The sequence below is a fragment of the Paenibacillus agilis genome (genome assembly GCF_007786455.1).
Lineage (GTDB): Bacteria > Bacillota > Bacilli > Paenibacillales > Paenibacillaceae > Paenibacillus_B > Paenibacillus_B agilis.
Genome location: NZ_VNJK01000001.1, coordinates 2,891,544 through 2,914,939 on the forward strand (window position 1 = coordinate 2,891,544; position 23,396 = coordinate 2,914,939).

The 23,396-nt window shown below is 42.1% G+C and carries 22 protein-coding genes and 1 riboswitch; of the genes, 5 read left to right on the plus strand and 17 right to left on the minus strand.

All coding sequences use genetic code 11. The features are described 5' to 3' along the window. Positions 1–41: 41 nt before the first annotated feature. The 10 genes from FPZ44_RS12650 to FPZ44_RS12690 all read right to left on the minus strand — a co-directional run bounded on the left by FPZ44_RS12650 (position 42) and on the right by FPZ44_RS12690 (position 11,922). The gene (locus tag FPZ44_RS12650) at positions 42–590 is read right to left on the minus strand and encodes a GNAT family N-acetyltransferase (protein WP_144991826.1); all 549 of its coding nucleotides are present in this window, start codon (positions 588–590) and stop codon (positions 42–44) included. 53 nt (positions 591–643) lie between these two features. After that, positions 644–1,120: a GNAT family N-acetyltransferase gene (locus FPZ44_RS12655; protein WP_144990687.1), complete on the minus strand. Its 477-nt coding sequence runs from the start codon at positions 1,118–1,120 to the stop codon at positions 644–646. 50 nt (positions 1,121–1,170) lie between these two features. Beyond that, entirely contained in the window at positions 1,171–2,403 is a 1,233-nt protein-coding gene (locus FPZ44_RS12660; protein ID WP_144990689.1) for a hypothetical protein, read from the minus strand. 170 nt (positions 2,404–2,573) lie between these two features. Beyond that, on the minus strand, positions 2,574–2,957 hold the full coding sequence (locus FPZ44_RS12665; protein ID WP_261378309.1) for a GNAT family N-acetyltransferase: 384 nt from the start codon (positions 2,955–2,957) through the stop codon (positions 2,574–2,576). Positions 2,958–3,121: 164 nt separating this feature from the next. Then, positions 3,122–4,099 carry a quinone oxidoreductase family protein gene (locus FPZ44_RS12670; protein ID WP_144990693.1) on the minus strand — a complete coding sequence of 326 codons (978 nt, stop codon included), beginning with the start codon at positions 4,097–4,099 and terminating at the stop codon, positions 3,122–3,124. Positions 4,100–4,201: 102 nt separating this feature from the next. Beyond that, a complete protein-coding gene (locus tag FPZ44_RS12675; protein ID WP_144990695.1) occupies positions 4,202–4,852 on the minus strand; it encodes a DUF2306 domain-containing protein in 651 nt (216 codons plus the stop codon). A 227-nt stretch (positions 4,853–5,079) separates the two neighbouring features. After that, positions 5,080–5,208, minus strand: coding sequence for a hypothetical protein (locus FPZ44_RS26865; RefSeq protein ID WP_261378310.1), 129 nt, complete (start codon positions 5,206–5,208; stop codon positions 5,080–5,082). A gap of 248 nt (positions 5,209–5,456) precedes the next feature. Then, positions 5,457–5,642 (minus strand): aspartyl-phosphate phosphatase Spo0E family protein, encoded by a 186-nt coding sequence (locus FPZ44_RS12680; protein WP_186786037.1) that lies wholly within the window; start codon positions 5,640–5,642, stop codon positions 5,457–5,459. A gap of 267 nt (positions 5,643–5,909) precedes the next feature. Then, a complete protein-coding gene (locus FPZ44_RS12685; protein ID WP_144990699.1) occupies positions 5,910–10,796 on the minus strand; it encodes a COG1361 S-layer family protein in 4,887 nt (1,628 codons plus the stop codon). A 205-nt stretch (positions 10,797–11,001) separates the two neighbouring features. After that, positions 11,002–11,922, minus strand: coding sequence for a DMT family transporter (locus FPZ44_RS12690; protein WP_144990701.1), 921 nt, complete (start codon positions 11,920–11,922; stop codon positions 11,002–11,004). Positions 11,923–12,061: 139 nt separating this feature from the next. Then, a riboswitch (FMN riboswitch) is annotated at positions 12,062–12,206 on the minus strand. A gap of 301 nt (positions 12,207–12,507) precedes the next feature. Between FPZ44_RS12690 and FPZ44_RS12695 the strand changes: the two genes are divergently transcribed. Together FPZ44_RS12695 and pdaA are read left to right on the plus strand one after the other, a co-directional pair. Further along, complete coding sequence (locus FPZ44_RS12695; protein ID WP_144990703.1) at positions 12,508–13,290, plus strand: polysaccharide deacetylase family protein; 783 nt, start codon at positions 12,508–12,510, stop codon at positions 13,288–13,290. 73 nt (positions 13,291–13,363) lie between these two features. Then, positions 13,364–14,179 (plus strand): delta-lactam-biosynthetic de-N-acetylase, encoded by an 816-nt coding sequence (pdaA, locus tag FPZ44_RS12700; RefSeq protein WP_144990705.1) that lies wholly within the window; start codon positions 13,364–13,366, stop codon positions 14,177–14,179. Positions 14,180–14,300: 121 nt separating this feature from the next. Here the strand turns inward: pdaA and FPZ44_RS12705 are convergent, their stop codons facing one another. The 4 genes from FPZ44_RS12705 to infC all read right to left on the minus strand — a co-directional run bounded on the left by FPZ44_RS12705 (position 14,301) and on the right by infC (position 17,829). Further along, positions 14,301–15,200 (minus strand): metallophosphoesterase, encoded by a 900-nt coding sequence (locus FPZ44_RS12705; RefSeq protein WP_144990707.1) that lies wholly within the window; start codon positions 15,198–15,200, stop codon positions 14,301–14,303. A gap of 130 nt (positions 15,201–15,330) precedes the next feature. Then, complete coding sequence (locus FPZ44_RS12710; RefSeq protein WP_261378311.1) at positions 15,331–16,728, minus strand: sensor histidine kinase; 1,398 nt, start codon at positions 16,726–16,728, stop codon at positions 15,331–15,333. Beyond that, positions 16,709–17,356 carry a response regulator transcription factor gene (locus FPZ44_RS12715; protein ID WP_144990709.1) on the minus strand — a complete coding sequence of 216 codons (648 nt, stop codon included), beginning with the start codon at positions 17,354–17,356 and terminating at the stop codon, positions 16,709–16,711. The genes FPZ44_RS12710 and FPZ44_RS12715 overlap by 20 nt, the downstream gene beginning before the upstream one ends. Further along, the gene (gene infC, locus FPZ44_RS12720; protein WP_144990711.1) at positions 17,353–17,829 is read right to left on the minus strand and encodes a translation initiation factor IF-3; all 477 of its coding nucleotides are present in this window, start codon (positions 17,827–17,829) and stop codon (positions 17,353–17,355) included. The genes FPZ44_RS12715 and infC overlap by 4 nt, the downstream gene beginning before the upstream one ends. 67 nt (positions 17,830–17,896) lie before the next feature. On the opposite strand from infC, the gene FPZ44_RS12725 reads away from it, so the two are divergent. Then, entirely contained in the window at positions 17,897–18,202 is a 306-nt protein-coding gene (locus tag FPZ44_RS12725) for a hypothetical protein (RefSeq protein ID WP_144990713.1), read from the plus strand. Between the two features lie 71 nt (positions 18,203–18,273). Here FPZ44_RS12725 and FPZ44_RS12730 read toward each other — a convergent pair whose 3' ends face one another. Next, positions 18,274–19,905 carry a Na/Pi cotransporter family protein gene (locus tag FPZ44_RS12730; RefSeq protein WP_144990715.1) on the minus strand — a complete coding sequence of 544 codons (1,632 nt, stop codon included), beginning with the start codon at positions 19,903–19,905 and terminating at the stop codon, positions 18,274–18,276. A 224-nt stretch (positions 19,906–20,129) separates the two neighbouring features. On the opposite strand from FPZ44_RS12730, the gene FPZ44_RS12735 reads away from it, so the two are divergent. Next, positions 20,130–20,768, plus strand: coding sequence for a metal-dependent hydrolase (locus tag FPZ44_RS12735; RefSeq protein WP_144990717.1), 639 nt, complete (start codon positions 20,130–20,132; stop codon positions 20,766–20,768). 386 nt (positions 20,769–21,154) lie between these two features. Continuing rightward, positions 21,155–21,484 (plus strand): hypothetical protein, encoded by a 330-nt coding sequence (locus tag FPZ44_RS12740; protein ID WP_144990719.1) that lies wholly within the window; start codon positions 21,155–21,157, stop codon positions 21,482–21,484. Between the two features lie 229 nt (positions 21,485–21,713). Here FPZ44_RS12740 and FPZ44_RS12745 read toward each other — a convergent pair whose 3' ends face one another. Both FPZ44_RS12745 and FPZ44_RS12750 read right to left on the minus strand, forming a co-directional pair. Next, positions 21,714–22,514, minus strand: coding sequence for an aminoglycoside adenylyltransferase domain-containing protein (locus FPZ44_RS12745; protein WP_144990721.1), 801 nt, complete (start codon positions 22,512–22,514; stop codon positions 21,714–21,716). A 143-nt stretch (positions 22,515–22,657) separates the two neighbouring features. Further along, on the minus strand, positions 22,658–23,365 hold the full coding sequence (locus FPZ44_RS12750) for a DsbA family oxidoreductase (protein ID WP_144990723.1): 708 nt from the start codon (positions 23,363–23,365) through the stop codon (positions 22,658–22,660). Between the last annotated feature and the right edge of the window lie 31 nt (positions 23,366–23,396).

Below are 23,396 nucleotides of genomic sequence, written 5' to 3' on the forward strand. Positions count from 1 at the left end.
ATCTCTTATCGCTTGTAAATCCCGATTCATCTAAATTCAGATTACTTCTTCGTATCATATTCTATGAGCCAACAATCTCCCATTTCTCCCTCATGCCATTCATGCTTCTCTAGAAACTTTTTCTTTACAAAGCCCGCTTTTTCATACACTTTCAACGCTCGTTCATTACGAGCCTGTGGGTCCATGACGATTTTCGTTGCACCTTTATGTTCAATGAGATAAGCAACTGTAGCTCGAATGAGCTGCGTACCGATCCCACGATTCCAATAATCCGTCTCCCCAATAAACTGATCCATCCCATAAATACGACCCTGATACGACTCGTAACCATACCTCTGTATTTCTTCTTCACCTATCGGATAGAACTGAATATACCCTATGTCCTTGGATTCATATTGGATGATGCACCGCTTTTCTTCGGATTCTTGATCACCAAAGAAACTTTCTATGACCATCTCTTTATTATGCGGACGATCACGGCCTTCGTAGTACATCAGCACGGCAGGATCAGATAGCCATTTTACAAGTAAATCAACATCACTATGATCAAGTTCCCTAATAGAAAGTTCATTTTCTTGAAATAGCATCATTTCGTTCACAGTCCTATCTCATGCACTTTTTCACACATAAATCCAGATTTATATCAAACAGGGACATTCCCTTTTACACTTAGGTAATAGTGATAATAATGTTCGTCACGGCCATATCCATTACGCTCATACAAACGCTGCGCTTGCTCATTATCTATCGCTGTGGACAGTTCTAGCCCCTTCGCTTTGATCAATTGAGCGTATTTCTTGGCTTCATCCAATAATAGTTGAGCTATTCCTTGTCTTCGATGAGATTCACGAACATACAGATCATTAAGAATTAAAGATCGCTCCATTGAAATTGAGGAGAAGACAGGATAAAGCTGTGTAAAACCAGCAATTGTACCTGTACTCTTATCTTTTACGATGAAAATAATAGATTCCCGATGTTCAAACCGATCAAATAAGAATTCACGAGCTTGAGCTACATCCGACTGTTGTCCATAAAATATACGATATTGATCGAATATTTCCGCTATTGCCTCTAAATCTTGTATCGTTGCTTGATATGCTTCAAATTGTGCACTCATGACATTCATCTCCTAGTAATAAAATGTTAGTGTAACCCATCATAAATCGTCTATTTCACCAAACTAGGATCAACTCCTAGCAACGGCTTGAACGCAGCTTGTCCAGATTCAATTTGACTTTTATCCAAATATAACAACGAGCTGCTAGTACCTTTATTGATTCGCATAAACATATAACGTTCATCACCAGCGACAAGTTCAGGATCTAGTGGTAATGAGGACATATCCACTTCATGAATTTTTTTATTTTGTTTAAAAATCGCTAAGGTAAGCGGCACATCCAACTTGTAAGAACGTACATAGCCTCCCGAAGGATGGATATAAGAGTAAGACTTGTCTTTGTACATGAACGAAAAGACTGGGGGATACTCGATCTTCTCCTCTACGATGTTGTTCCCCTGAAGATCAGAGGAATATAACTTGTGAGACCTTTTGTCCTCCATTTTTCGATATAAATAAGAGAAATAAAGTCTATTCTCCGAAATACTTAGCAAAAAGTTAATGCTCCCATCCTTGCGGTCAAAAAGAGTCTTTATCTCTTCATTGTTCAAATCATACCGCTGGATTTTATAATTATCTTTTGTGAGCATCGTCCAATACAGTTGATTCCCATAAGGAGTAATAGTCGTAACTGATACAATATTATCCGTTTCGCTATAGATAACTTCTGGCTTTTTGTCGAGTGCCGTAAGCTTTGCCTTTAATACTTTGACTTGCTCACTGCCTTCCTTATTCTTTTCCCAAATCGAATAATAAAGATAGCCGCGATGCAGCGCCAATGAATCGGGTGGAGCTTCAAATGTCTTCACTACTTCCCGATTGCTGCCGTCGACGTTCATGCTAGTTAAGGTCCACGTTAAGTACGATTGCTCATTCTCCTTTTCAGGATTATGTTCATTTTCCAACACATAGAGTTGAGAATCATAGTACTGCAAAAAACGTGGCGGCTCGAAAGTTATATTTCCTCTCTTTACTGCCGTATGTGTTCTTTGTACATAAGCTTTACAATTGCTTCGGTTTGGACTTTCTGTACATTTCTGCTCGGTACGCGTATCGATAAGTTGCGGTTTCGTGCTATTATTTTTCATAAAATAAATGAAATTATTGAACAAAAAATAATGGCCTTGCTTTGTCCATGCTGTCTCTAGACCTTGTCCGGCATACATATACGGGTAATCCCATTGAGCATGATACGCATCATCCTCTGGATATGGTAATTTTGTACATCCTGCAAGAACGAGCAGAGCTAACAACATCATCCCTAGCAAGAAGCTTTTCTTCATCGAATTCCCCCTTTATGTCTATACATCAGGCAGATGAAAAATCAAAAAGCCCTAGAAAAGGATACCGAGATGTCCACTTCTAAGGCTCTTGATGCAGTAAACGATACCGTGATGATTGATACATATTTTACCACGCGATTATTACATATGTACATGCCTAATTGTTTGTACTATTTCACTCTTTTTACGACAAAAGCATTATCCGCTTTACTAAAACCAAGCTTTTCATAATAGTCCATAGCACCTGGTGCCGATAACAATACCAACGAGCATTCCTCACCAATTTTCTCTTTTACAAGATTGACGAGTTGCCTTCCAATACCACCTTTTTGATAAGCCTTGTCTATCGCCAGATCAGATAAATAACAGCAGTACGAATAATCAGTTAATGCCCTCGCAATGCCAATCATTTTCCCCTCATCCCATGCAGTAATAACAATATCCGAGTTCTCGATCATTCGTTTCAATCTTTCTAAGTCCTGATAAGGTCTATTAATGCCAGACGTTTCAAACACACGTGAAACATCTTCTGCTTGAATTTCTTTCGTATCCATATAAATGATTTCCATAAAGATGCGCAGGAGCTTGACTCATGAATCGCCTAAGACCATATTGATTAACGTTCATCTCATACTTATCAAAGGCTTCACAACTACTCTCCTGCTCCCCTCTCTTCATAATAGAACGCCGCATGCATGTAATTATCTATTGATTACTGCTATTCTACAACTAAAAGCACTTTCCCCGTACTGTTTCTGCTCTCCACGAGTTCATGCGCAAGTGAGGCATCCTGTAAGGAATAGCGACTGCCAATGTTTATATCCAACTTCCCTTGTTCGAACAGTCGAAATATTGGTGCAGCCGCTTCGCGCAAGCTTTCAGGCCGTTCTTTCCTCGTCGTACCAAAGCTGTATCCAAGCACAGAGCGACAGCTTGCATGAAAATCCTTCGTATTCAATTCTCCATACTTCCCACAAGAATTACCGAACACGATAAGACGCCCATACGGAGCAAGATAGTGCATACTTTTTTCGGTTACCTCTCCACCAACGGAATCTAAGATGATATCAACGCCTCGCCCTTCTGTAAGCTGACTAACCTGCTCTATAAAGTTCTCGGAATCATATTGCAGTACATAGTCAGCACCAACGCTTTTAGCTGCTTCTATTTTATGTGCACTGCCTACTGTCCCAATGATGTTCGCTGCACCCATCGCTCTAGCAATTTGTATAGCTGTCGTCCCCACACCACCTGCAGCGGAGTGAATAAGTACCGTTTCTCCTGCCTCCATACGCGCTATTTCGGCCAGCAATTTATAGGAAAGCAAAGAAACAATGCCGCATGCACCTGCAGTATCATCTTCAATATGATCGGGTACTGCAAATGTTAAATTCTCATCTGCCACGATATATTCAGCGTATGATCCATGGTGCGGAAAAGCAATAACACGCTGGCCGACACGTACAGATGTCACCTCTTGACCAATCTGTTCCACGACACCCGCTGCTTCTAGCCCTGGAATGAAGGGAAGTTTGCCTTTCCCTTTGTTCCCGTGTCTAGCTTTAATATCCGCAAAATTTACACTTGTGCGCCGAACACGAATTAACACTTGTTTGGAGTGAATAGAAGGGAGATCAACATCAACATATTTCATATGTTCTGTAGAGCCATATTGCTCAACCACTATAGCTTTCATCGTACTCCTCCTCGATTGTGTCGATTGGCAGAATAAAGCTTGTTACTCATTACCATTTTATAGCTGCCAAAGGAGAAAGTCACGAATCATGCAGGATATATTTTACTTCATTTGAACGGCTTGCTCAGAGCGTGGCAGTGTAGTTCTAATGACCACTTCCGCTAAAATAGGAAGAATAATAAGGGAGCAATAAATGCTTATCGTATAGCTGCTCACATAGGCGAAACCAAAGCCTTTATGCATAACATACGTTATCAAATGGATAAGCGTATTTGTAAAGCAGTATGCAAAGCTGCGGATCATCCATTTTCGGTGCTGAAGGAGACGCTTCTTCCGAATGCTTATTATCGCCATTCCGTTCATGAAGGGCCAAATGATATTTAGCATGTTAAATGCAATGCTGCTTGCTTTACCACCGGTTGAATAAGGTGCCATATATCCTGAAGTGAGCGCGACCATAAATACGGATACAACATAAATGTAGCCATTCACTCGATGAAGTTGACGGTTGCTCTTTAACAATTGAGATGAAAAATTCAGCAGCCCGGATACAAGTGTCACACAAGCAAAAACAACATGTACATACATCACATTCAGCCATAGTGGGAGCTGGAGTGGACGCTTCAGGCCTTCTTTATGACTTAGAAATGCCTCAGCCTGCGGATCATGAATAAAATTAAAATAGGAAGCATAAACGATAATTCCGAATGAAACCAAAGCTAATATCGTATATAATGACTTTCTTTTTAGCAAATTCCGACCACCTCTTTATTCGAATGCACATACAGCCTATATGACAGCTCCCATTATACGACAAAGTGTTCTTCTGATGCTTCTTGATATTCGTATAAAATAGTAACTCTTGCTGTACAAGGCCTAGAGAACCTAACTCATTATAAAAAATAAAGGATAGCGAGCTTTTCCTTGAAAAGCTGCTATCCTCTATAGGCATGTTCATTCACAGCATAATACGTGCGCCTTTAGGATGGATTACCCTCGCGCTTTGACTTGGAGCTCGTCTCAACTGCCAGCTTATCTCCAAATTGATCAATACGGCTAGGGCTTGAAGCTGGCCCATTATTTTTCGGCTTGCTGTTTCTTCCTGCCATTATTATCACCTCCACAGTTCATAAGATGGGCCCAAGAAGTTATTTTCATACGATATGTGCAGATTTCATGATGACAGACGAATAAGCCAGCAAACGGCATTTGCATGCACATTCACTGGCTAAACATCAAATGATATGAAAATCGTCCCCAGCCTCCCATTCCAACTTCTATGCAGGTTGATTTATATACATGTAAGCTTACAATGCACTTGATTGCTCATATTGAATAGGAGTATCGATCCTCAGGTTCAGCAGCGTTCTTGCAGCTTGTTCGCTACTAAGTTTGAACACCCAGACTTTTGCTTTAACTTCTGCAGCGTTACAATATGGTCGTCCAATTCTTGACTTAAGGAAACCACTTTCTGATCGGTTAAACTCTTTCTTTCTTCAAACGCTTTAACTAATTCTCTTTGAACGACATCAAATCTTCTCACTGGTATTTCCCTCATTTTTCACCAAATTGCCAAGCTTTCATGGAATTATTTCCATTTTTTCTACCATTTTAGTAGTAGTTTCTATCGGATATTGCAATATGTTTTTAAGGAAACGATTATCTGCTCGAAATGTGTAGTGTATCTATAATTCCATAGCTCGACTATAATCACACATTTAGTCAATACCATACAAAAAAAACAAAGCCCTCTTCGCATAGAGAGAGCTTTGTTGTTATAACGTTTTCATTTGTTATGCATAATATCCATTTACTCTTCTTGTTCTTCTTTAATCGTTACGGTGACTTGATTAGAACGTGTAGTTGATGTAATTAACCTACCCGTCGCATCCCTGAACGAAAACTGTACTGTAGCCTGATTGACAAGTTGAACATGCTTGGATTTTTTAGTAGGCGATACTTTCACTTTGAATGTGACCTCAGCCTGCTGTCCAGAAGCTAGATCAGGGATCGATACTCCCGTTTCTAATTGTTGACTGGTTACTGGAATACCATTAAGCTTCAAGCTTCCTACTACAAAAGTTGAACCTACAGGGATGTTATCCGTTAACGTAATGTTGCTAACCAGTGTCGAACTGGTATTTTTCACAACAATCGTGTATGTCACAATTTCGCACTCAACAGCAAATTTACGATTCGCAGACTTCACAACTTGAAGTGGAGATGCTGCAACCGTGACAGTTGCTGAAGCACTGACTGTACCCAATTCAGCAGATGATGCTGTTACCGTATTCGTAATCGTGGACCCGGCAGCAGCTGTGCTTGGAATCGTAAATGGCACAATGCCTTCTCGCGACTCTCCTACCCCTAATGTGTTTAATACTACATTAACCCCAAGTAGCGGATCTGATATCACGATATTTGACAGCGCCACATTGCCTGTATTTCGAATTCGAAGCGTAAATTGAACGCGTTGACCTGGCAGTGCAGATTGTGGTGAAGCTACCTTGATCAATACGACACTCGGGCTGGCACCTACCGTGACACTTGCTGCGGCGCGCTCTATATTACTTTCATCAGACATAAATATGGCTTCATTTAAAATGACTGTCCCAGCAGGCGTCCCTAATGGAACTGTAAAGGAAGCACTGAACGTCAAAGTAGCTCCCGGCTCCAGCCGTGAAATGTGCTCTTCAAGCTGAATGATAGGATCAAAAATACGGATATTCGTCAGCGGTACATTCGACGTATTTGTCAATGTCAGCGTATAATGCACCGTTTCACCCGGTAAAGCTACCGTACGATCTGCAACCTTTTGGAAGAGCACCGTAACAGGTGGATCAATTTCGATTGAAGCTTCCACTTGTTGAGCAGGTGTTTGATCAGAAGATATCGTTGCCGTATTTGTTAGTACCGTTCCGGTAAAGTCACGTGGAATTTCAAATGGAATCTCCAGCTCCACTGTCTGACCAACTTGAATAACACTAATCGTATTATCTAACCCCAACAGAGGATCGGTAATGTGCACATTCGTCAGATCGGTGTTGCCGGTGTTCGTAATTCGGAATGTGTAAGTAATCGGCTCACCAGGAACAGCAACCAGAACAGAAGGCACCTTTGCGATCGACAACGTGGATAATGGTAGTACCGTGACTGTAGCTGACCCCTCAATCGCATCTGTTTCATTCGCCGTTGCATCTGTCGTATTGACAAACGATTCTGGCAAATGATCACTTGGAATCACGAACGACGTCGTTAATACCTGTGAAGCTCCTGGTGCGAGTGAAGGGATCGTTTGTGAGAAACTAATCGCCTCATCGACAACGACAATATTCGTAAGCGTAACACCAGATGTATTGCTGACCGTGATTGTATATTCAACTGTTTGACCTGGCAAAGCTGACGTAGGATTGGCTGTTTTTGTGACAACTAAACCTGTAATAGGTGATACGATGACTCTCGCCTCTGCCGTAATCGGTGCGGTTTGATCCGAAGAAGCCGTTGCTGTGTTGAGAAATACGGTTAATGGCGGAGTAGCTGGCGGAATCGTAAAGTCATGAAGAATCGTTTCCTCTCCACCCGTTGCAAGTAAAGGGAACGTCTGATCAATGCCTAATATCGGATCAACGACATGCACATTCGAGAGTGGTACCGTTCCAGTATTTTTAACTACAATCGCATAAGTAACGGTATCCCCAGGCGCTGCACTCGTTTCACTTGCCGTCTTCGTAATCGTTAGATCTGGCGCCGTTCCAATTTCAACCGTCGAAGTAAAGGACTGTGGATTTACATTATCAGCTACAGCGGTAGCCGTATTTTCAAACAATTGACCCATAACTAAACCAGCTGGAATTTCAAAGAAGGTAGTAATTTCCACAATTCCACCTGGGACTAAATTCTCTACTACGGTATCCAGCTCAAGTGTAGGATCGGTAATTTGCAAATTGGTAAGTGTTCGGTTGCCTGTATTGGTCACCGTAATGGTATATTCAACTTCCTGCCCCGGTACAGCTATAGTTGGTTCGACCGTCTTCGTAATTTCAAATGAAAATACTGATTGCACGGGGATAACATTCGTCGCTTCTTCTGGAAGCGTCTGATCCGATGTTGCTGTAACCGTATTTACAATTGATGACCCATCTGGCGTATCCAACGGAACGAGGAATTCGGATTCAATAATAAAAGAGTCACTTGGCAAAATTTCTGGGATAACTTGATCGATACCTAGCAACGTATCTATCACATGTACATTCGTCAGAGAGACAAAGCCTGTATTCGATACAATAATCGTATACTCTACCGTCTCGCCAGGAGCTGTCGTTTCACGATCCGCAAATTTATTTAGCTCTAATATTGGCAGCTGAGGTTGAAGCACTGTAACGGATGCTTGTGCGGTTTCTGGCCCGATTTGATCGGAAGTTATCGTTGCTGTATTGGTGATAACCGTACCTGGCGGCGTAGTAAACGGTATTTCTAAAGCCCCTGTCACTACAAATGACTCACCCGGTTCCAGCGAGGCTACAACTTCATCAATCCCAATCTGTGGATCTGTAACTCTTACATTGGTTAGCGTTGTATTACCTGCATTCCCGTATTCAATTTCAAACATAGCTGCAGTTCCTGCTTCAACAGCTGGTTGTAATGCGCGTTTACGAATAAACAAAGCAGGCTGAGGAACTATAGTTACCGTTTCTGTATCACTCACAGGTGCGGTTTCATCCGAAACGGCAGTGACCGTATTCGTTATCGTGCCAGACGCACCAGTTGGAACTGTAAATTCACCAAAAACAAACTGACTCTCTCCTTGCAACAACGTTGGAATGACTGTGTTAATACCTAACAGCGGATCAGTCACCGTGACATTTGTTAATGTGCTGTTTCCTGTATTGGTCACTTCAATGGTATAAAATATCGTATCACCAACTGCAACGATTGTACGATCAGCGATTTTATCAATAGAAAGGGATGGCGCGGCCAGCACCGAAACTTGGAAAAATGCCTCAGCTGAAGTTTCATTCGTGATGACTGAAGATCTGTTCACAAATATAGAACCTGCCGGAGTGCCAATCGGAATCGTGAACGTAACATCGAAACTAATAGACTGGCCGGGGTTTAGAATAGAAAGAGTCTCATTCAACCCCAGTGTAGCATCCGTCAATCTTACATTGGTTAGCGGCTCAGCCCCAATATTTTGGACCGTTATTGTATAAACAACACTTTGCCCTGGAGCAGCAGACGTTGGTGTAGCTGTTTTCGTAATACTAACCGCAATTAAGTTCACAATCGTTTCATTGGAAACAACACTGCCATCTAAGACAGGTCCTCCAGGCACGCTTTGGAAGGTAAACTCAGCACTTGACGTATTTCTAATCTGAGCAGGCACTCCACTAGAGTTGACTCGTACTTGGAATGACACGGTTCTACTCGTGCCGAATGGGATCGTTCCTAGATTAATGCCTGTGGCGGGATTCAATCCAGTTTGCGGTGGTCCTCCGTCGATAGAAACCGTGTTCGGGATAAAGGTTGTTCCCGCAGGAATTGCATCTGTGTACACAACATTGTCCGCATTAGCAGCTCCATTGTTGCTGACAACTGCTGTATAGGTAATGATGTCACCTTCCACCACCGCTGTCGTATTGCTCGTTTTATCTATGGACATTAACGGTTGGTTTACGTCAATCTGTATGCCTACACCATTTGGCAAAATAACATCCGATGATGTCGTAATCCTCAATACACCAGACGTTTGTGCGTTTACCAATCCAGCAGAACCATCAACATTTGTAATATCATACGCTAAGCGTGATCCTGTCGTATAGAAACCGGGATTACCTGCAACTGCGTTCCGTGTACCGAATGTACCTGATGTATCTAGATTGCCTGAGTCGTTGTTGATTTGGGCTTGGAAAAAGTTATTCGCTAAGTTGTTTGGCCCTGATAAGGTAACTAAATTGGATGTATTCGGGCCAAACTGAGCGATATCTCCTCCTGCGAAAGGATCGCCATCATGAGCAGATAGAAGGATGCGGCCTGTTACAGGACCAAATTGCGGCGATGCGAATCCAGATACGGTAATATCGATTCTTGGTACCCCAAGTCCAACTTGATCTTGCCCTACAAAAATAGATTTATTTCGGAACGGAAAGGCAGGGTTTCGATAGGAAACCGCCAACGTCCAACCGGAATGAGTGGTTTGATTATCAGCTGCCGCTATAAATGCTGGCACACTCCCCGTTGTATAGGTACCAGTTCCTCCAGCCTGCACAAGTGAAGTAACATCAGCGGAATTGGTATACCATTGGACACTTGGATTAACCGGGCTAGCATTCGTAAAAAAGTTTGTCGGAGTAACAGTAAAAGTCCCTTGCGGAGTTGTAAATTGAATCGGATCTCGAATAAAAGGCGTGACGTTCCCAATATTCGTTGAGTAGTTCGCAGACCAAATTAACTCCGCATGCTCTATCGTACTGCCTGATGGAATTCGAAGCACTGCTGACGAGGAATTGAGCGTAAAATCTAGTGTCGTTCCAGGAAACCAGCCTGGAACTGCAAGTGCTGTATTCGTCGTAATAAATGTCCCCGAAGCATCAAGTGTTCCTGGCAGCAGTTGATTGCTTATTTTCGATAAAGACAAAGCGTTCCCTGTGAATGTGAGCGCGCCCGCACTTGTCACGGTGAAGCGCTGTACGAATGGCATCGCCTAACCTCCTTTCACCGCTATCTCATGCGATGAACATCATGATATCATCTATATGTATATTGAAATGGGGTCTCCAAATTGCACGTCCGCTGCAGGGGACAAATCTATTTATTTTGCATTCGAAAACTTTTTCATAAACACGAAAAAAAGGAGAGCATCCCGCTCTCCTTCGTTGATTTATTTATCCGTATAAATGGCCTTCCTACTGCTGTCTGGACACATAGAATAACGCAATCCAGATAAGGACAAAGCCTGATAATTGTGCAATTGTAACCACTTGGTTGAAAACAATCCAGTTCATCATCATACCTACTAGCGGGAATGACAATTCCGCCAGCGTTGCATAGGATGCTTTCGTTTCTGACAAACCGCGGTAATACAGTAAAATACTAAAGAGACCTAGCAGCACCGCTTGCAAAATAATATAGAACGTAATCGATCCATACTGCTCAGGCGGCACTTTCCAGCTTGCATTTTCGGACCAAGTAAAGACAAACAATAACGGGAGTGCCAATAAAAACCTCAGCGCCGTAACGGTTTCATATTGCATTTTATCCAACATGAACCGACCCATTACTGTAGATCCACCCCATAATAAAGCGGCTCCCAGCGCCAGCAAACTACTGACACCTACTACCTCATTCACCATGCCTTGCGGCAGTGACCAACCGAATGTAAGTAAATACGTTCCGATAAGTGCAACAGCTAATAAATAACCAAATCGATTCGGCAGCTTCTCCTTAAGAAGAAAGCGTGCCAGTATAACGGCAAATAATGGCTGAAGCTTCTGTAACAGAAGTACTGTGTTCACATTTCCTGTTGCAAATGCTTCTGTGAACATAATGGTTGCCATTACAGAGCCTCCCCAAGAAACGAAGAGTAAAGCACCCCAATGTTTCCAATTGGCTCCTTTTAACTCTGCACGGTGTTTCCACACGATAGGTGCAGCAAACACCAACAATACAAGATGCTCCAATAATACGATTTGTGTGGATGTTAAATACTCCAACACAAGTACACGGAACAGCGGTCCTAATCCCCAAAATGCGGCCCCAAGTGCAACGAGCCACACCCCTTTGCTTGAGAATGTACTCCGCTGATCAGCCAATGCATGCGTGTCCATATTCAATAACCTCCTGGGTCGTTGAATATAGGATCTTAGCTGAAGAGGACAAACATCGCTTATCTGTCATTGGATGACTCGATATAAGCTGATCTCAACAATAGACCTAAAATATTCAATTGGTCATGCGAAACGCTTATGCGATCTTCTCCCATCCGGACTTTAACCGTCGGCCTTGGATTCACACCAAGTCAGTCCCTACGTAAACGCAGGGAGTCGCGGGCTTGAGCTGTTAAACAGCTTTTACCGCCGGTAAGGAATTTCACCTTGCCCTGAAGATCCATATTCAATACGAATATATAGTAGCTTATTTTTTCTCCGTTAAGCTCTATTCACTATTATAACGAAATTTTTTCATTTTGGGAATGATTCGTTTTATTGCATTTTCTGCCTGAGAGACAATAGCTGCACCTGTATTTTTGACCACCCTAATTCAAGTTAATACGTAATAAGCGCCATTCACACCTATTTCGCCATCATTATCCAGTTTAAATGACTACTAGTGGTCACACAATAGATGGAGAATTCAAGCAACCTATTCCGTTCTTGGTGTTCAAATACTTAATCAAACATAAGGTGATACGTATGCGCAAACAATCAGGCTACTGGCTCCTTCTCGTATTGTGTTTCATTGTTGCCACCCAATCAGCATTTACAACGCCTACAAAGAGAAGTCGGCAAGAATATGAACAACAAGGTTCAATTATATGGGAGGCACAGACAGAACACAAAATGATGGCACTTACGTTCGATGATGGTCCAGACCCAAGACAAACAGTGGCCATATTGGATATTTTGAAACGATATGACGTAAAAAGTACATTCTTCGTCATTGGCAAACGCGTAACCAAATATCCTCAGCTCGCGAAAAGAATCGTTGAAGATGGTCACGAACTGGCCAACCATACGTACAATCATGTTTATTTCAATCGCAAGTCGTCTCACAATCTTATCAATAAAGAAATCCAAATGACCCAACAAGCGATCCAAACGGCTACTGGCCAAATACCAACTCTGTTCCGACCACCAGGCGGGAATTACAACGATCTTATCGTCGATACGAGCAGGCAAAAGGGCTTGAAATGCATTATGTGGTCGTGGCACCAAGATACGAGAGATTGGGATTTGCCTGGCGTTAACAAAATTAAAAACAAAGTGTTAAACAACGCACGCAATGGAGATATTGTTCTGTTTCATGATTATGTACACGGGCGCACTCAAACCCCGCAAGCTCTCGAAATGATCTTGCCCGAATTAAAACGAAGAGGCTATCAATTTGTAACGGTTTCTGAATTGATTAAGCACTCGGACTCACAAAGAAAAGTTCACCAAAAACGCCAAGAAGGACGAAAACAGCCACGCTTATGAATAAACACAGACAATATACAAATAGTAATACAAATAATCACACATAACGGTACATTATCGTAAGGAGTTACCTATGCTAAAACGTTATTTTGCAGCTCTCTTGGCAATTGCCATCTTGATTGTTCCATACGGAATATCTGTACAAGCTGCCTACAGCCCAACTTTCCATTTCGGCTTCAAAAAGAGCAAGAACGGTCAGCTTCCTTCCATTGATGAAGAAGGATTTAAAGACGTTATTGAAAAGCACGACTCCATTTTCCTTGGCAACACTCGTTCAAAGACGCTTTATCTCACTTTCGATAATGGCTATGAAAATGGATTAACTGCCAATATACTCGATACATTGAAATCCAAAAAAGTTCCGGCCATATTCTTCGTGACAGGTCATTATATTGAGACGCAGCCTGATTTGTTAAAACGAATGATAGCCGAAGGCCATCTCATTGGTAATCATTCTTGGAGCCATCCTGATATGACAACGATCTCTGACGCACGGCTCACCGAAGAATTGGAGAAAGTTAAAACGGCGGTAGCTGCTGTAACTGGTCAGAAGCAAATGCGCTATCTTCGCCCACCACGCGGAATCTTTAATGAGCGCTCGCTAGCCCTTAGTCATAAACTTGGATACACCAACGTATTTTGGTCCATCGCTTATAAAGATTGGGATGTCAATCAACAGCGCGGAGGCCAATATGCCTATGATAATGTCGTTAGACAGCTGCATTCAGGAGCGGTACTACTGCTCCACTCTATATCCAAAGATAATGCGGCAGCTCTTGGCAGAATTATTGATGAAGCTCACAGACAAGGGTATGAATTCGCAAGTTTAGACCAAATGATGGCTCCTCCCCAGGTACCAAGCGCACCAGCTCCAGCGCCTGTAAAATGATACCTCTCGGCGCCGATACTTAATTGTAAGCTCGCTGGTCTGCCTCTTGCTTCGTGCAGGAGGCTTTTGCTTTCCTGCGCTCAATATTGAGCTGCTTATGAAATACAAACAGGGTGTTACGTCAATAAGACTCAACACCCTTCCTAACTAATGTAATCTTTGTTAATTCGGGTACATTCATAAATCGAATGGGCAGCCGAGTTGTACCAATGCCGCGATTTACATATAGCTGCATCGGCTTATCTCCACCACGGATCGTATATTTTCCTTCTACATATTTTACTGCTAATGGCGGTGTATAAATCGGCTTTGACCACGGTGTTTGCACTTGACCGCCATGACTATGTCCAGACAGCTGTAAATCTACAGGATAATTGGCAATATCATCTGCTAAGTCTGGCTGATGCACAACTGCAATGTTGAAATCTTCCGCTCTCAGCTGATTAAGTGTATTCGGAATATCTGGTTTTCCTAATATCGCATCATCAATTCCTGCTAATACAATTTTCTGTCTGTTAGGCAATTCGATTAAGTGCGTTTCATTCACAAGCACTTCAAATCCCGCTTCCTCCAAATATGCTTCATACTTGCGGCTTCCGCCTCCACCCCGATCATGGTTACCATATACCGCATATTTGCCTAGATGAGCATTCATTTGTTTGAGCAGTTGCTGAGCCTCATTTCGCTTTGTCCCATACTTACTGTAATGGTCGAATAAATCTCCCGTAAAGATGATCATATCGGGGTGTAATTCATTGACTCGCTCAACCAATTTCTTTAGCTTTTCGTTATCATAATACTCACCTAAATGTGTATCTGAGAAATGTACGATCGTCAAATCATCAAACGAAGGTGGAATATGCTCACTGGCTATATCAATATCCTTTACTCTTAGGAGGTTCGGCTCTATGTAAGCTGAATAAGCTAGCAAGGTCAATAACAATATAAATCCTACTCCTGCGGTTACTGCAACTCGACGAATTATTTTATAATCATGATGCCGTTTATTTACATGCAACATTCTCACCTCAAAAGTAAGCATACACTCGCTTTGTTACACCAATATGACACAAATACGAAACAAAAATAGTACACAAAAAAGGCAGCTCTGCGGCTGCCTAATCTTCTTGCCTATGATACTGCCGACAAACTCACTTACTTGAAGCCTTTACCTCAAAATAAAACTCGATGTCAGTATTGAACGTTCTAACCCCAAAGTTAGATTGATGCTTCAACAAAATCGTTTTGACGATAGATAATCCTAACCCTGTCCCGCTTAATTGTTTATTTCGCGACTGTTCCACGACATAGAAGGGTTCCCATAGGAAATCCAATTGTTTTGCATCAATTGACTCTACTCCATTTTTAATGGAGCAATATATCACGCTGCCCTGCCGCGATAACGTAATATCAATACGTTGATTGGTTGAGTAACTTATCGCATTACGGATCAAATTGCTCCACACGGTTAACATCTTCGCTCTATCTGCAAAGACCATATACGCTGTATCTTTATTCTCATGCATGGCCAGCTCTATGCCTCGCTGTTCAAGCGTCAATGTATACGTATCAACTACCTGAGCAACTAGCTCTCTCATATCAAATGAAGCAGCTTCATAGGACTCAACTTGCAGTCTAGACAGCTCAAGAAGCGTCTCTACCATCGTCGTCATATCATCCGTCTGCTTCTCAATCACTTCCAAATAGCTGCCGTCATCATAACCATCTCTCATCCCAGCGGCATAAGCTTTGATCAAAGCAATCGGCGTCTTAAGTTCATGAGACACGTTTGAAATAAAGCCTTGAAGATTCTGATTGCGAATCGCCAACTCTTGATGCGCTTGCTGCAACTTGTCACTCATTTCATTCACGCTATGTGCAAGTGACTCCACTTCATCTCCGGTCTTAATTTCTACTCTGCGGAAATTCAAGTTAGCGATATCTTCCGTCGCACGCTTTAACTTATCAAGGGGACGTAACAGCCGTTGCGAAAATAGGCCAACGAGTACAAGCGTCAAGACTAACGCACCGAGCAAAATCCAAGTATGGAATTGATTCGCCATATTTATCGTTTCTGCTGCATGTGCAATCGAATCCGCCACAGCAAATACAGTATTGTCTTTCATCACAAATGAAACGAGTACTCTCGATTTTAGCTTCTCTTGATCGTACAGCTTGTTAACATGCACACCGCTCTTCAGCTTCTCAATACTCTCTCCTGTAATCCAGAACTTACTCATAGCGATACCACGACTGCTGAACTTATCACGCAGTGTTCCGTTAAGGTCGTCAACGTTTCCATAGTGATGCGCATATACAATCGTTACATCCTGCTCGTAAGAAATTCGTTCTGCATCGGCAATTAAGCTATTAGCAGACATCGAATCTAATTGCTCCATAATTTCAGCCATATTCGTTTTTTTCTCATGCAAGAAATAAGACGGCAGCAGATACGTATTTGCCAAAAAAGACAGCACATAAACAAATGCGATTATGAACGCGATATTTAGAAACAGCTTGCGGCCAATTTTATTCATGGTTATGTTCAAAACTATATCCAAGCCCTCTGTGGGTCATAATCCACTCTTCACCGATCTTTTCTCTCAACCTACGAATATGTGTATCGACAGTCCGATCCTCACCAACATAATCAATACCCCATACTTGATTCAGCAGTATCTCTCGTGTAAGCACACGTCCTCGATTGTTCATAAAACATTTCAGCAGTTGAAACTCCTTCTTTGTTACATTTAAATCTTCGTCTGCTTTCCACACTTTATGGCCTTCCATATCGATAACTAAATCTCCAATTCGAGCTCGTCCGTCTATTTGCAGCAGCTTCTTGGCTCGTAAAAGCAATACACGCGGATCAAAAGGCTTCTTCACATAATCATCCGCCCCCGCTTCCAACGCCTGGAATTCTGCATCGTGATCACCTTTTGCGGTTAACATCAACACTTTGATTTGACCATATCGCTTCATCTCTTTACATGCTTGAATACCGCTCATAATCGGCATCATCCAGTCCAGTACCGCCAGATCAATCGGATGCTGTTCGACAATTTCAAGTGCTTCTTCCCCATTGCTGGCCGTATGCACGTCGAATCCTGCTTGTTCAAAATAAACTTGGATCAACTTCACCATCTGCATTTCATCATCTGCAACTAAAATATTCATGCAATCGGATTCACCTGTACAGCTGCCTGCTTGCCGCTTAGTTGAATGCCCGATTGCTTCACGCCGACCGATGCCAAATCACGCAGCAGCTCCTCAAGCAACTTTTTCGCCTTCTCGCCTTCCTTGCCTGAAATACGAACGACGAGAAGAGCGGCATCCCCAGCTCGTAAAATACGTTCTGCCTGCTGCTTTTTCGTCTCGTAATCATGCTCTTCAATTTGAGGAGTAAGACGAATCTCTTTTACTTTTGCCTTCTGCTCTCGTTTACGGACTTGCTGTGCTTCTTCCTTAGCCGCTCCTGCACGCACTAGCTTACACGGCGGTGGACTACTCATCAGCGATGTACAAACGAGATCAACCTTCAGCTTCTTGGCCATTGCCAGCGCCTCTGACGTAGGTACGATCCCGAGATCCTCTCCGTCTATACCTGTCAATTGAACTTCAGCAGCTTTAATCTTGTTGTTGATAATCATTGTATACCACCTGCTCCTTCGTTATAATGAATGAACCCATATTACCTTATTGTAAGGAGATTTATCAATGAACACGAAAGAAATGGAAGAACAAATTATCCGGACCTATCAACAGGAAGAGAACATGATGATTCTTGTTTTTGCACAATGGTGCATCAATAACAAGCTCGATCCTGTAGCGCTATATCAAAAAGCCTACCCCAAACAAGAAGATAATCAGTTGCTCCAGCAAGCAATGGGATTGACCGTATCAAAGGAAGAGGCAGGAGATATTCCTGATGATACTGTACTCGCAGTTCTCTCTTTATTTGGAAATGAGGAGCTCGCCTTTGTTGTAACGGAAGAGATGCAAAAGCGTTCTGCTGCGAAATAATACAGAGCTTTTCATAACACAATGAAAAAAGCGTCGACCACTCTTTTTCAAGAATGATCGACGCTTTTCATTTATTTCTTCAATAACTCTTCTTCGTGAATAACGAATTGAGCAATATTTTTACTATGATCTCCGACACGCTCAAGATTGCTGAGGATATCGAGATACACAGCTCCAGAACTGCCTGAGCATTGATTTTGATTAAGGCGATGAATATGATTTTTACGGAATTTCTTCTCCATCTCATCAAGTTCACGCTCATAGTCCAATACTTCCTGCGCAGCTTGAGCATCATTGTGCTCCAAGGAGAACAACGCCTTCTCTACCGTTTTATCAGCAAGAATTGTCATCTCTTTCAGCTCTGCGCCAGCTTCCTTCGATAAATCTACTTTCTTGTTTATACTGAACTCAGAAAGCTCCACGATATTCTCTGCATGGTCACCAATACGTTCAATGTCGTTGATCAACTGGAACCAGCCAGATGCTTTCTCTGACTGCCCTTCAGACAATCCATTTTGCTGATTGATTTTCACCATGTAGTCCGTAATCTTACGGTTCAACTCGTTAATAAGCGCTTCTTTCTGCAAAGCAAGCTCGCCAACTTTAGCGTCCCTGCTAAAGAAGAAGTTAGTAGAGTCATTCAGTGTCTCACGTGCAAATTGACCCATACGCAAAATTTCATGCTGCGCTTGGCCAAATGCTACCGCTGGAGTTGCCAACAATCTCTCGTCCAAGTAGATCGCTTTGAATTCGATTTCTTGTACTTTTCCAGGGATAACCTTCGTTACAATCCATGCCAAAACCGGAATAAACGGCAGGAAGAGCAATGCATTTGTCGTGTTGAACATTCCATGTGCATACGCGATCTGCATTCGGATGTTCACGCCTTCTCCAAGCCACAACACAACACTGTGTACAAGCGGCAGCAAAAGCATGAAAATAATCGAACCAACAACGTTGAAAATAACATGTACGAGTGCTGTACGCTTCGCAACAACTGTAGCACCAATAGAAGCAAGAACAGCTGTAATCGTCGTTCCGATATTGTCACCAAACAGGATCGGAAGTGCACCCATCAAACTAATCATGCCTTCGTCAGCGATCGTTTGCAAAATACCAATCGTTGCACTAGAGCTTTGTACGATAAGTGTGAATACAGTACCTACTAATAAAGCAAGAACCGGCTGATCTTGCAGCTGTATCATGAAATCAGTAAACGCAGGAAGACTGCTAAGCGGCTTTACGCCGCTGCCCATCGTGGACAATCCCAAGAAAAGTGTACCGAAGCCAAAAATAACTTGACCTATGTACTGCAGCTTCTTTTTACTGAAGAAGAACAAGAATATCGCACCAACTGCAATAATTGGCAGCGCATAGTCATCAATTTTAATACCTACGATAAAGGCGGTCATCGTCGTTCCAATATTCGCACCAATAATAACACCAATGGCTTGTCTTAATGTCATAAGACCGGCATTTACTAAGCCAATTGCCATTACGGTCGTACCTGATGAAGATTGAATCAGTACTGTAACTCCAACACCAACCAACAATCCAAGTATCGGGTTCGAAGTATATTTCTCTAGCAACCCCCGCATTTTATCCCCTGCTGATTTTTGCAACCCGTCGGACATGTACTTAATCCCGAACAGGAATAAACCCAATCCACCTACAAATTTAAAAATAATATCTTGCCAATCCAAGGATGATCCTCCTCTAATCTAGTTGTTAGGCACTTTCTTCCCTATAATAATTTATCATATTAAAGCAAAAATTTGTTGAATTAATTCATTTGTTTTCAAACCTATTATTTCCTTTTCAATAGAATATATTGTTTACAATCTTAAATATATGTATAATAAACACAAACATACGTTTGGTTAATCGATAATCAAATCAATGTAATACATAAGTAGTAGGAGGACGTATGAAAGGAACTACCCACTTGGCAATTGGTGTCACGATCGGTATGGGTGCTGCTGCTTATTTTCCATTCTCCTTTAAGAGTGCAGGATTATATGTAGCAATTTCTGCATTTTCTGCTCTTAGTGCAGATCTAGACGGGCCAAGTCTGTTAAGCAGAAGGATTGGACAGTTATCACGTTGGATTCGCGAGTCGATTGTATGGCTCGGTGCTGTACTCGTCGCTGGTCTTGGTTATCAATACGTGATAAACGATCATGTAAATATGGAATGGGCTATGTGCGCATTTATTATTTTCTTACTTGGTTTTGTCACTAAGGAAGGGATTATCCGCAACGCCATCGTCAGCTTGATCGGAGCTGTATTAATGTTCATCGGTTGGCAGAGCCACATGTACTGGCTTATCGGATTCGGACTGTTTGTGGCTTGGGCGCCTTGGCTCAGCCATCGAGGACTGACGCATACGATTTGGGCGGTCATCTTCTGGGGAATGATTGGCTATGGATTAGAACAGCAGCTTCAAGTTGAAGGTATTATGGTTGTGGCTGTGCTCGGATACGTATCTCATTTGGTGGCTGATACGTTAACCCCACGAGGAGTAAAGTGGTTCTATCCATTGTATAAGAAGTCAATTCGATTGTAATTTTAATACAAATGCTTGTACTTGAGATTATATTGGTGAGCGTGTTAGTTTGAGGATTATGACCGACAACTGTACGCTCGCTTTTTTATACGAAAGCTTATATTAGAGATAAAGATTCCCCCCCTCCCAAGCAATACGCCTCCTTTACCATATCAATAATGCTCCGTGTTGTAATCACATGCCTATATAGTTATTTTCATATTAATTATTGAATATCACACAAAAATGTCAAAAAAACTTACATCTTTTATATAAAAATAACGAAACTTTTTAAAATCTACTTCCGTTATGGAAAAAGTTAGTTATAATAGGCTTTAGATTACACAAATAAAGACACGAGCTGATATGCGTTAGCTAACGATGTCGAAAAGGAGTAGGAGTAAGAAATGCATATACACACATTGCCATCTTGGGTGTGGATGGTTTATTACAGCTTTTTATTTATCACCCTAGTAACAACGGTTATTAGTATTATCCGAAAGAAAAACACCTTTTTCTCCATCATCGTGGCCGTTGTTACCATGTTAGTACCCGCCGTATCGTTAATCAACAGTATCGGAAGAGATGGAAATGAGTTCGAGTATTGGTTTGAACAATTGCAAGAAGGACAAGTCTGGTCAATTTTCGTTACTATTGGATATGTCATTATCGTGATCTGGTTGCTCACCTTTTCCTTTAACAAAAAGCAATCCAGCAGTGATAAGTCATTCAAGTAAAAAGACGAGCAGCCGTTACTCTAGCCGCGCGTCCTCACAATAACTTATCCAGCCTATACTCCGAAGTTACCTCGCCTGCTCACTATGTGAGACTACCGCTTCTCGTAAAACACTCTAATACCGAGGTATTCCTATCGTTCGACTCCTATTGCCAGCAGCACTAAACACAGGATGTAGGGTCAACCGGATAAAACGTATCAGTTGTCCCTACTTACATCTTGATAGTAGATCACTTATGTAAATAGTTTTGCGAACTTCTGGCAATCATCGAGCGGAGAAAAGTTTGAGTCTGCTTCGCCCTATTCCAGCGCCCCCAAATAGACTGAGACTTGCTATGTCCCTCACGAATTGCAATGGATTCCAACAGGAGTGAATGCCATTCCTCTGGAAGCTCACTCATTACAAGATTTACAGCCTTAACTTTTGGGACAATTTGTTGCTGTTTTAGACTGTACATAATCCTGCACATCGTACATACAGCGTCTGCACGAACACTATCCAGCATGAACAACAGCCTACTGTTTGATCTACGCTTCCAATAATGATTAAGGTTATAATCCAATGTCTGTAAGACATCGTCCCAGCAAATATTGATATTCAACTCCATACACTTAGGTCCGCAGAGCGTAATGCCATGATGCTTCAACACCCACCACGTCACTGCATTTAGATCCCACTTTCCTTGCCGTACCTTTCCATCCGTAACATACATATAAGGCGGAACATCATCATTCTGTTTGCCTATGTAATCAAGAGGAATGTACATGCTATCCATACGCTTTGCTAATGGATGAGTGGATGCCAGTTCTTGATGAATATCGGTAATCGTTTGTATAGTTGACTCTGTTGGGTTAGTATCAAATAGCACGATAATATCAATGTCACTGTTCATAGAATTATAAGCGTCTAGCGCAATCGATCCATATAAATAGATGCCGCAGATTTGATTAGGAAGCTCCGCCAGTAACCTTTGCTGAAATGCAAAGAGTAATGTTTCTACTTCACGTGGAAGATTCGTGGGCAGGCTCATGATATCACTCCTATTACCTCACTCTAATATTCGTCTACTTTGCAAACAAACTGCGATTAGAATCTACTAAATAATCCGTTACATGCACAAAAAAAGTATCCTGCTCCTAGTAAAACGGCACAGGATACTTTTTATTATATTCACTATATGGAGCAAGTTCCATCAACACAGCCCAAACCAGTAGATTCCTCATTCGAAGCAACTTCTTTAGATTGCTCACGATGCTGCCAAGCATATTGCAGCGCCTCTGCAAAATGTTCACTAGACTGTGCACCTGAAACCACCAGTTTGCCATCCACTAAGAAATAAGGAACTCCACGAACGCCCATCGCTTGAGCACGCTGCTCTTCTGCCAGCACCTCTTGTACATACTCATCAGATTCCCACAGCTGTGTTACTTCCTCGCGATCAAGTCCAATTTCAACAGCCAAATTCGTTAACACAGCACGATCACCGACATGTAGAGATTCCGTAAATGCCGCATAAAATAATCGCTCTGTCATTTGAGCTCCTTTGCCTCTATTCGAAGCATAGCGAGTAAGTCGATGAGCATCACGAGTATTGGTATGGATCATCGAATCAAAATTAAACGTAAGACCAACTGTGAGCGCTTGCTCTGCAACCTGATTTTGCATGGCACTCGCTTTCTCTATACTCATGCCATATTTCGCCGCTAGCATTTCCACTACACGCTGGTTCAAATTACGGGGTGCATGAGGATCCAGCTCAAAACTGCGATACGCCAGCTCCACTTGATCACGATGCTCAAATTGCTGCAAGGCCGTCTCTAAACGTTTCTTCCCAATATAACAAAATGGGCACATATAGTCTGACCAAATTTCGATTTGCATGTTAAGCCCTCCTATCATCTTGTTTCTTTAA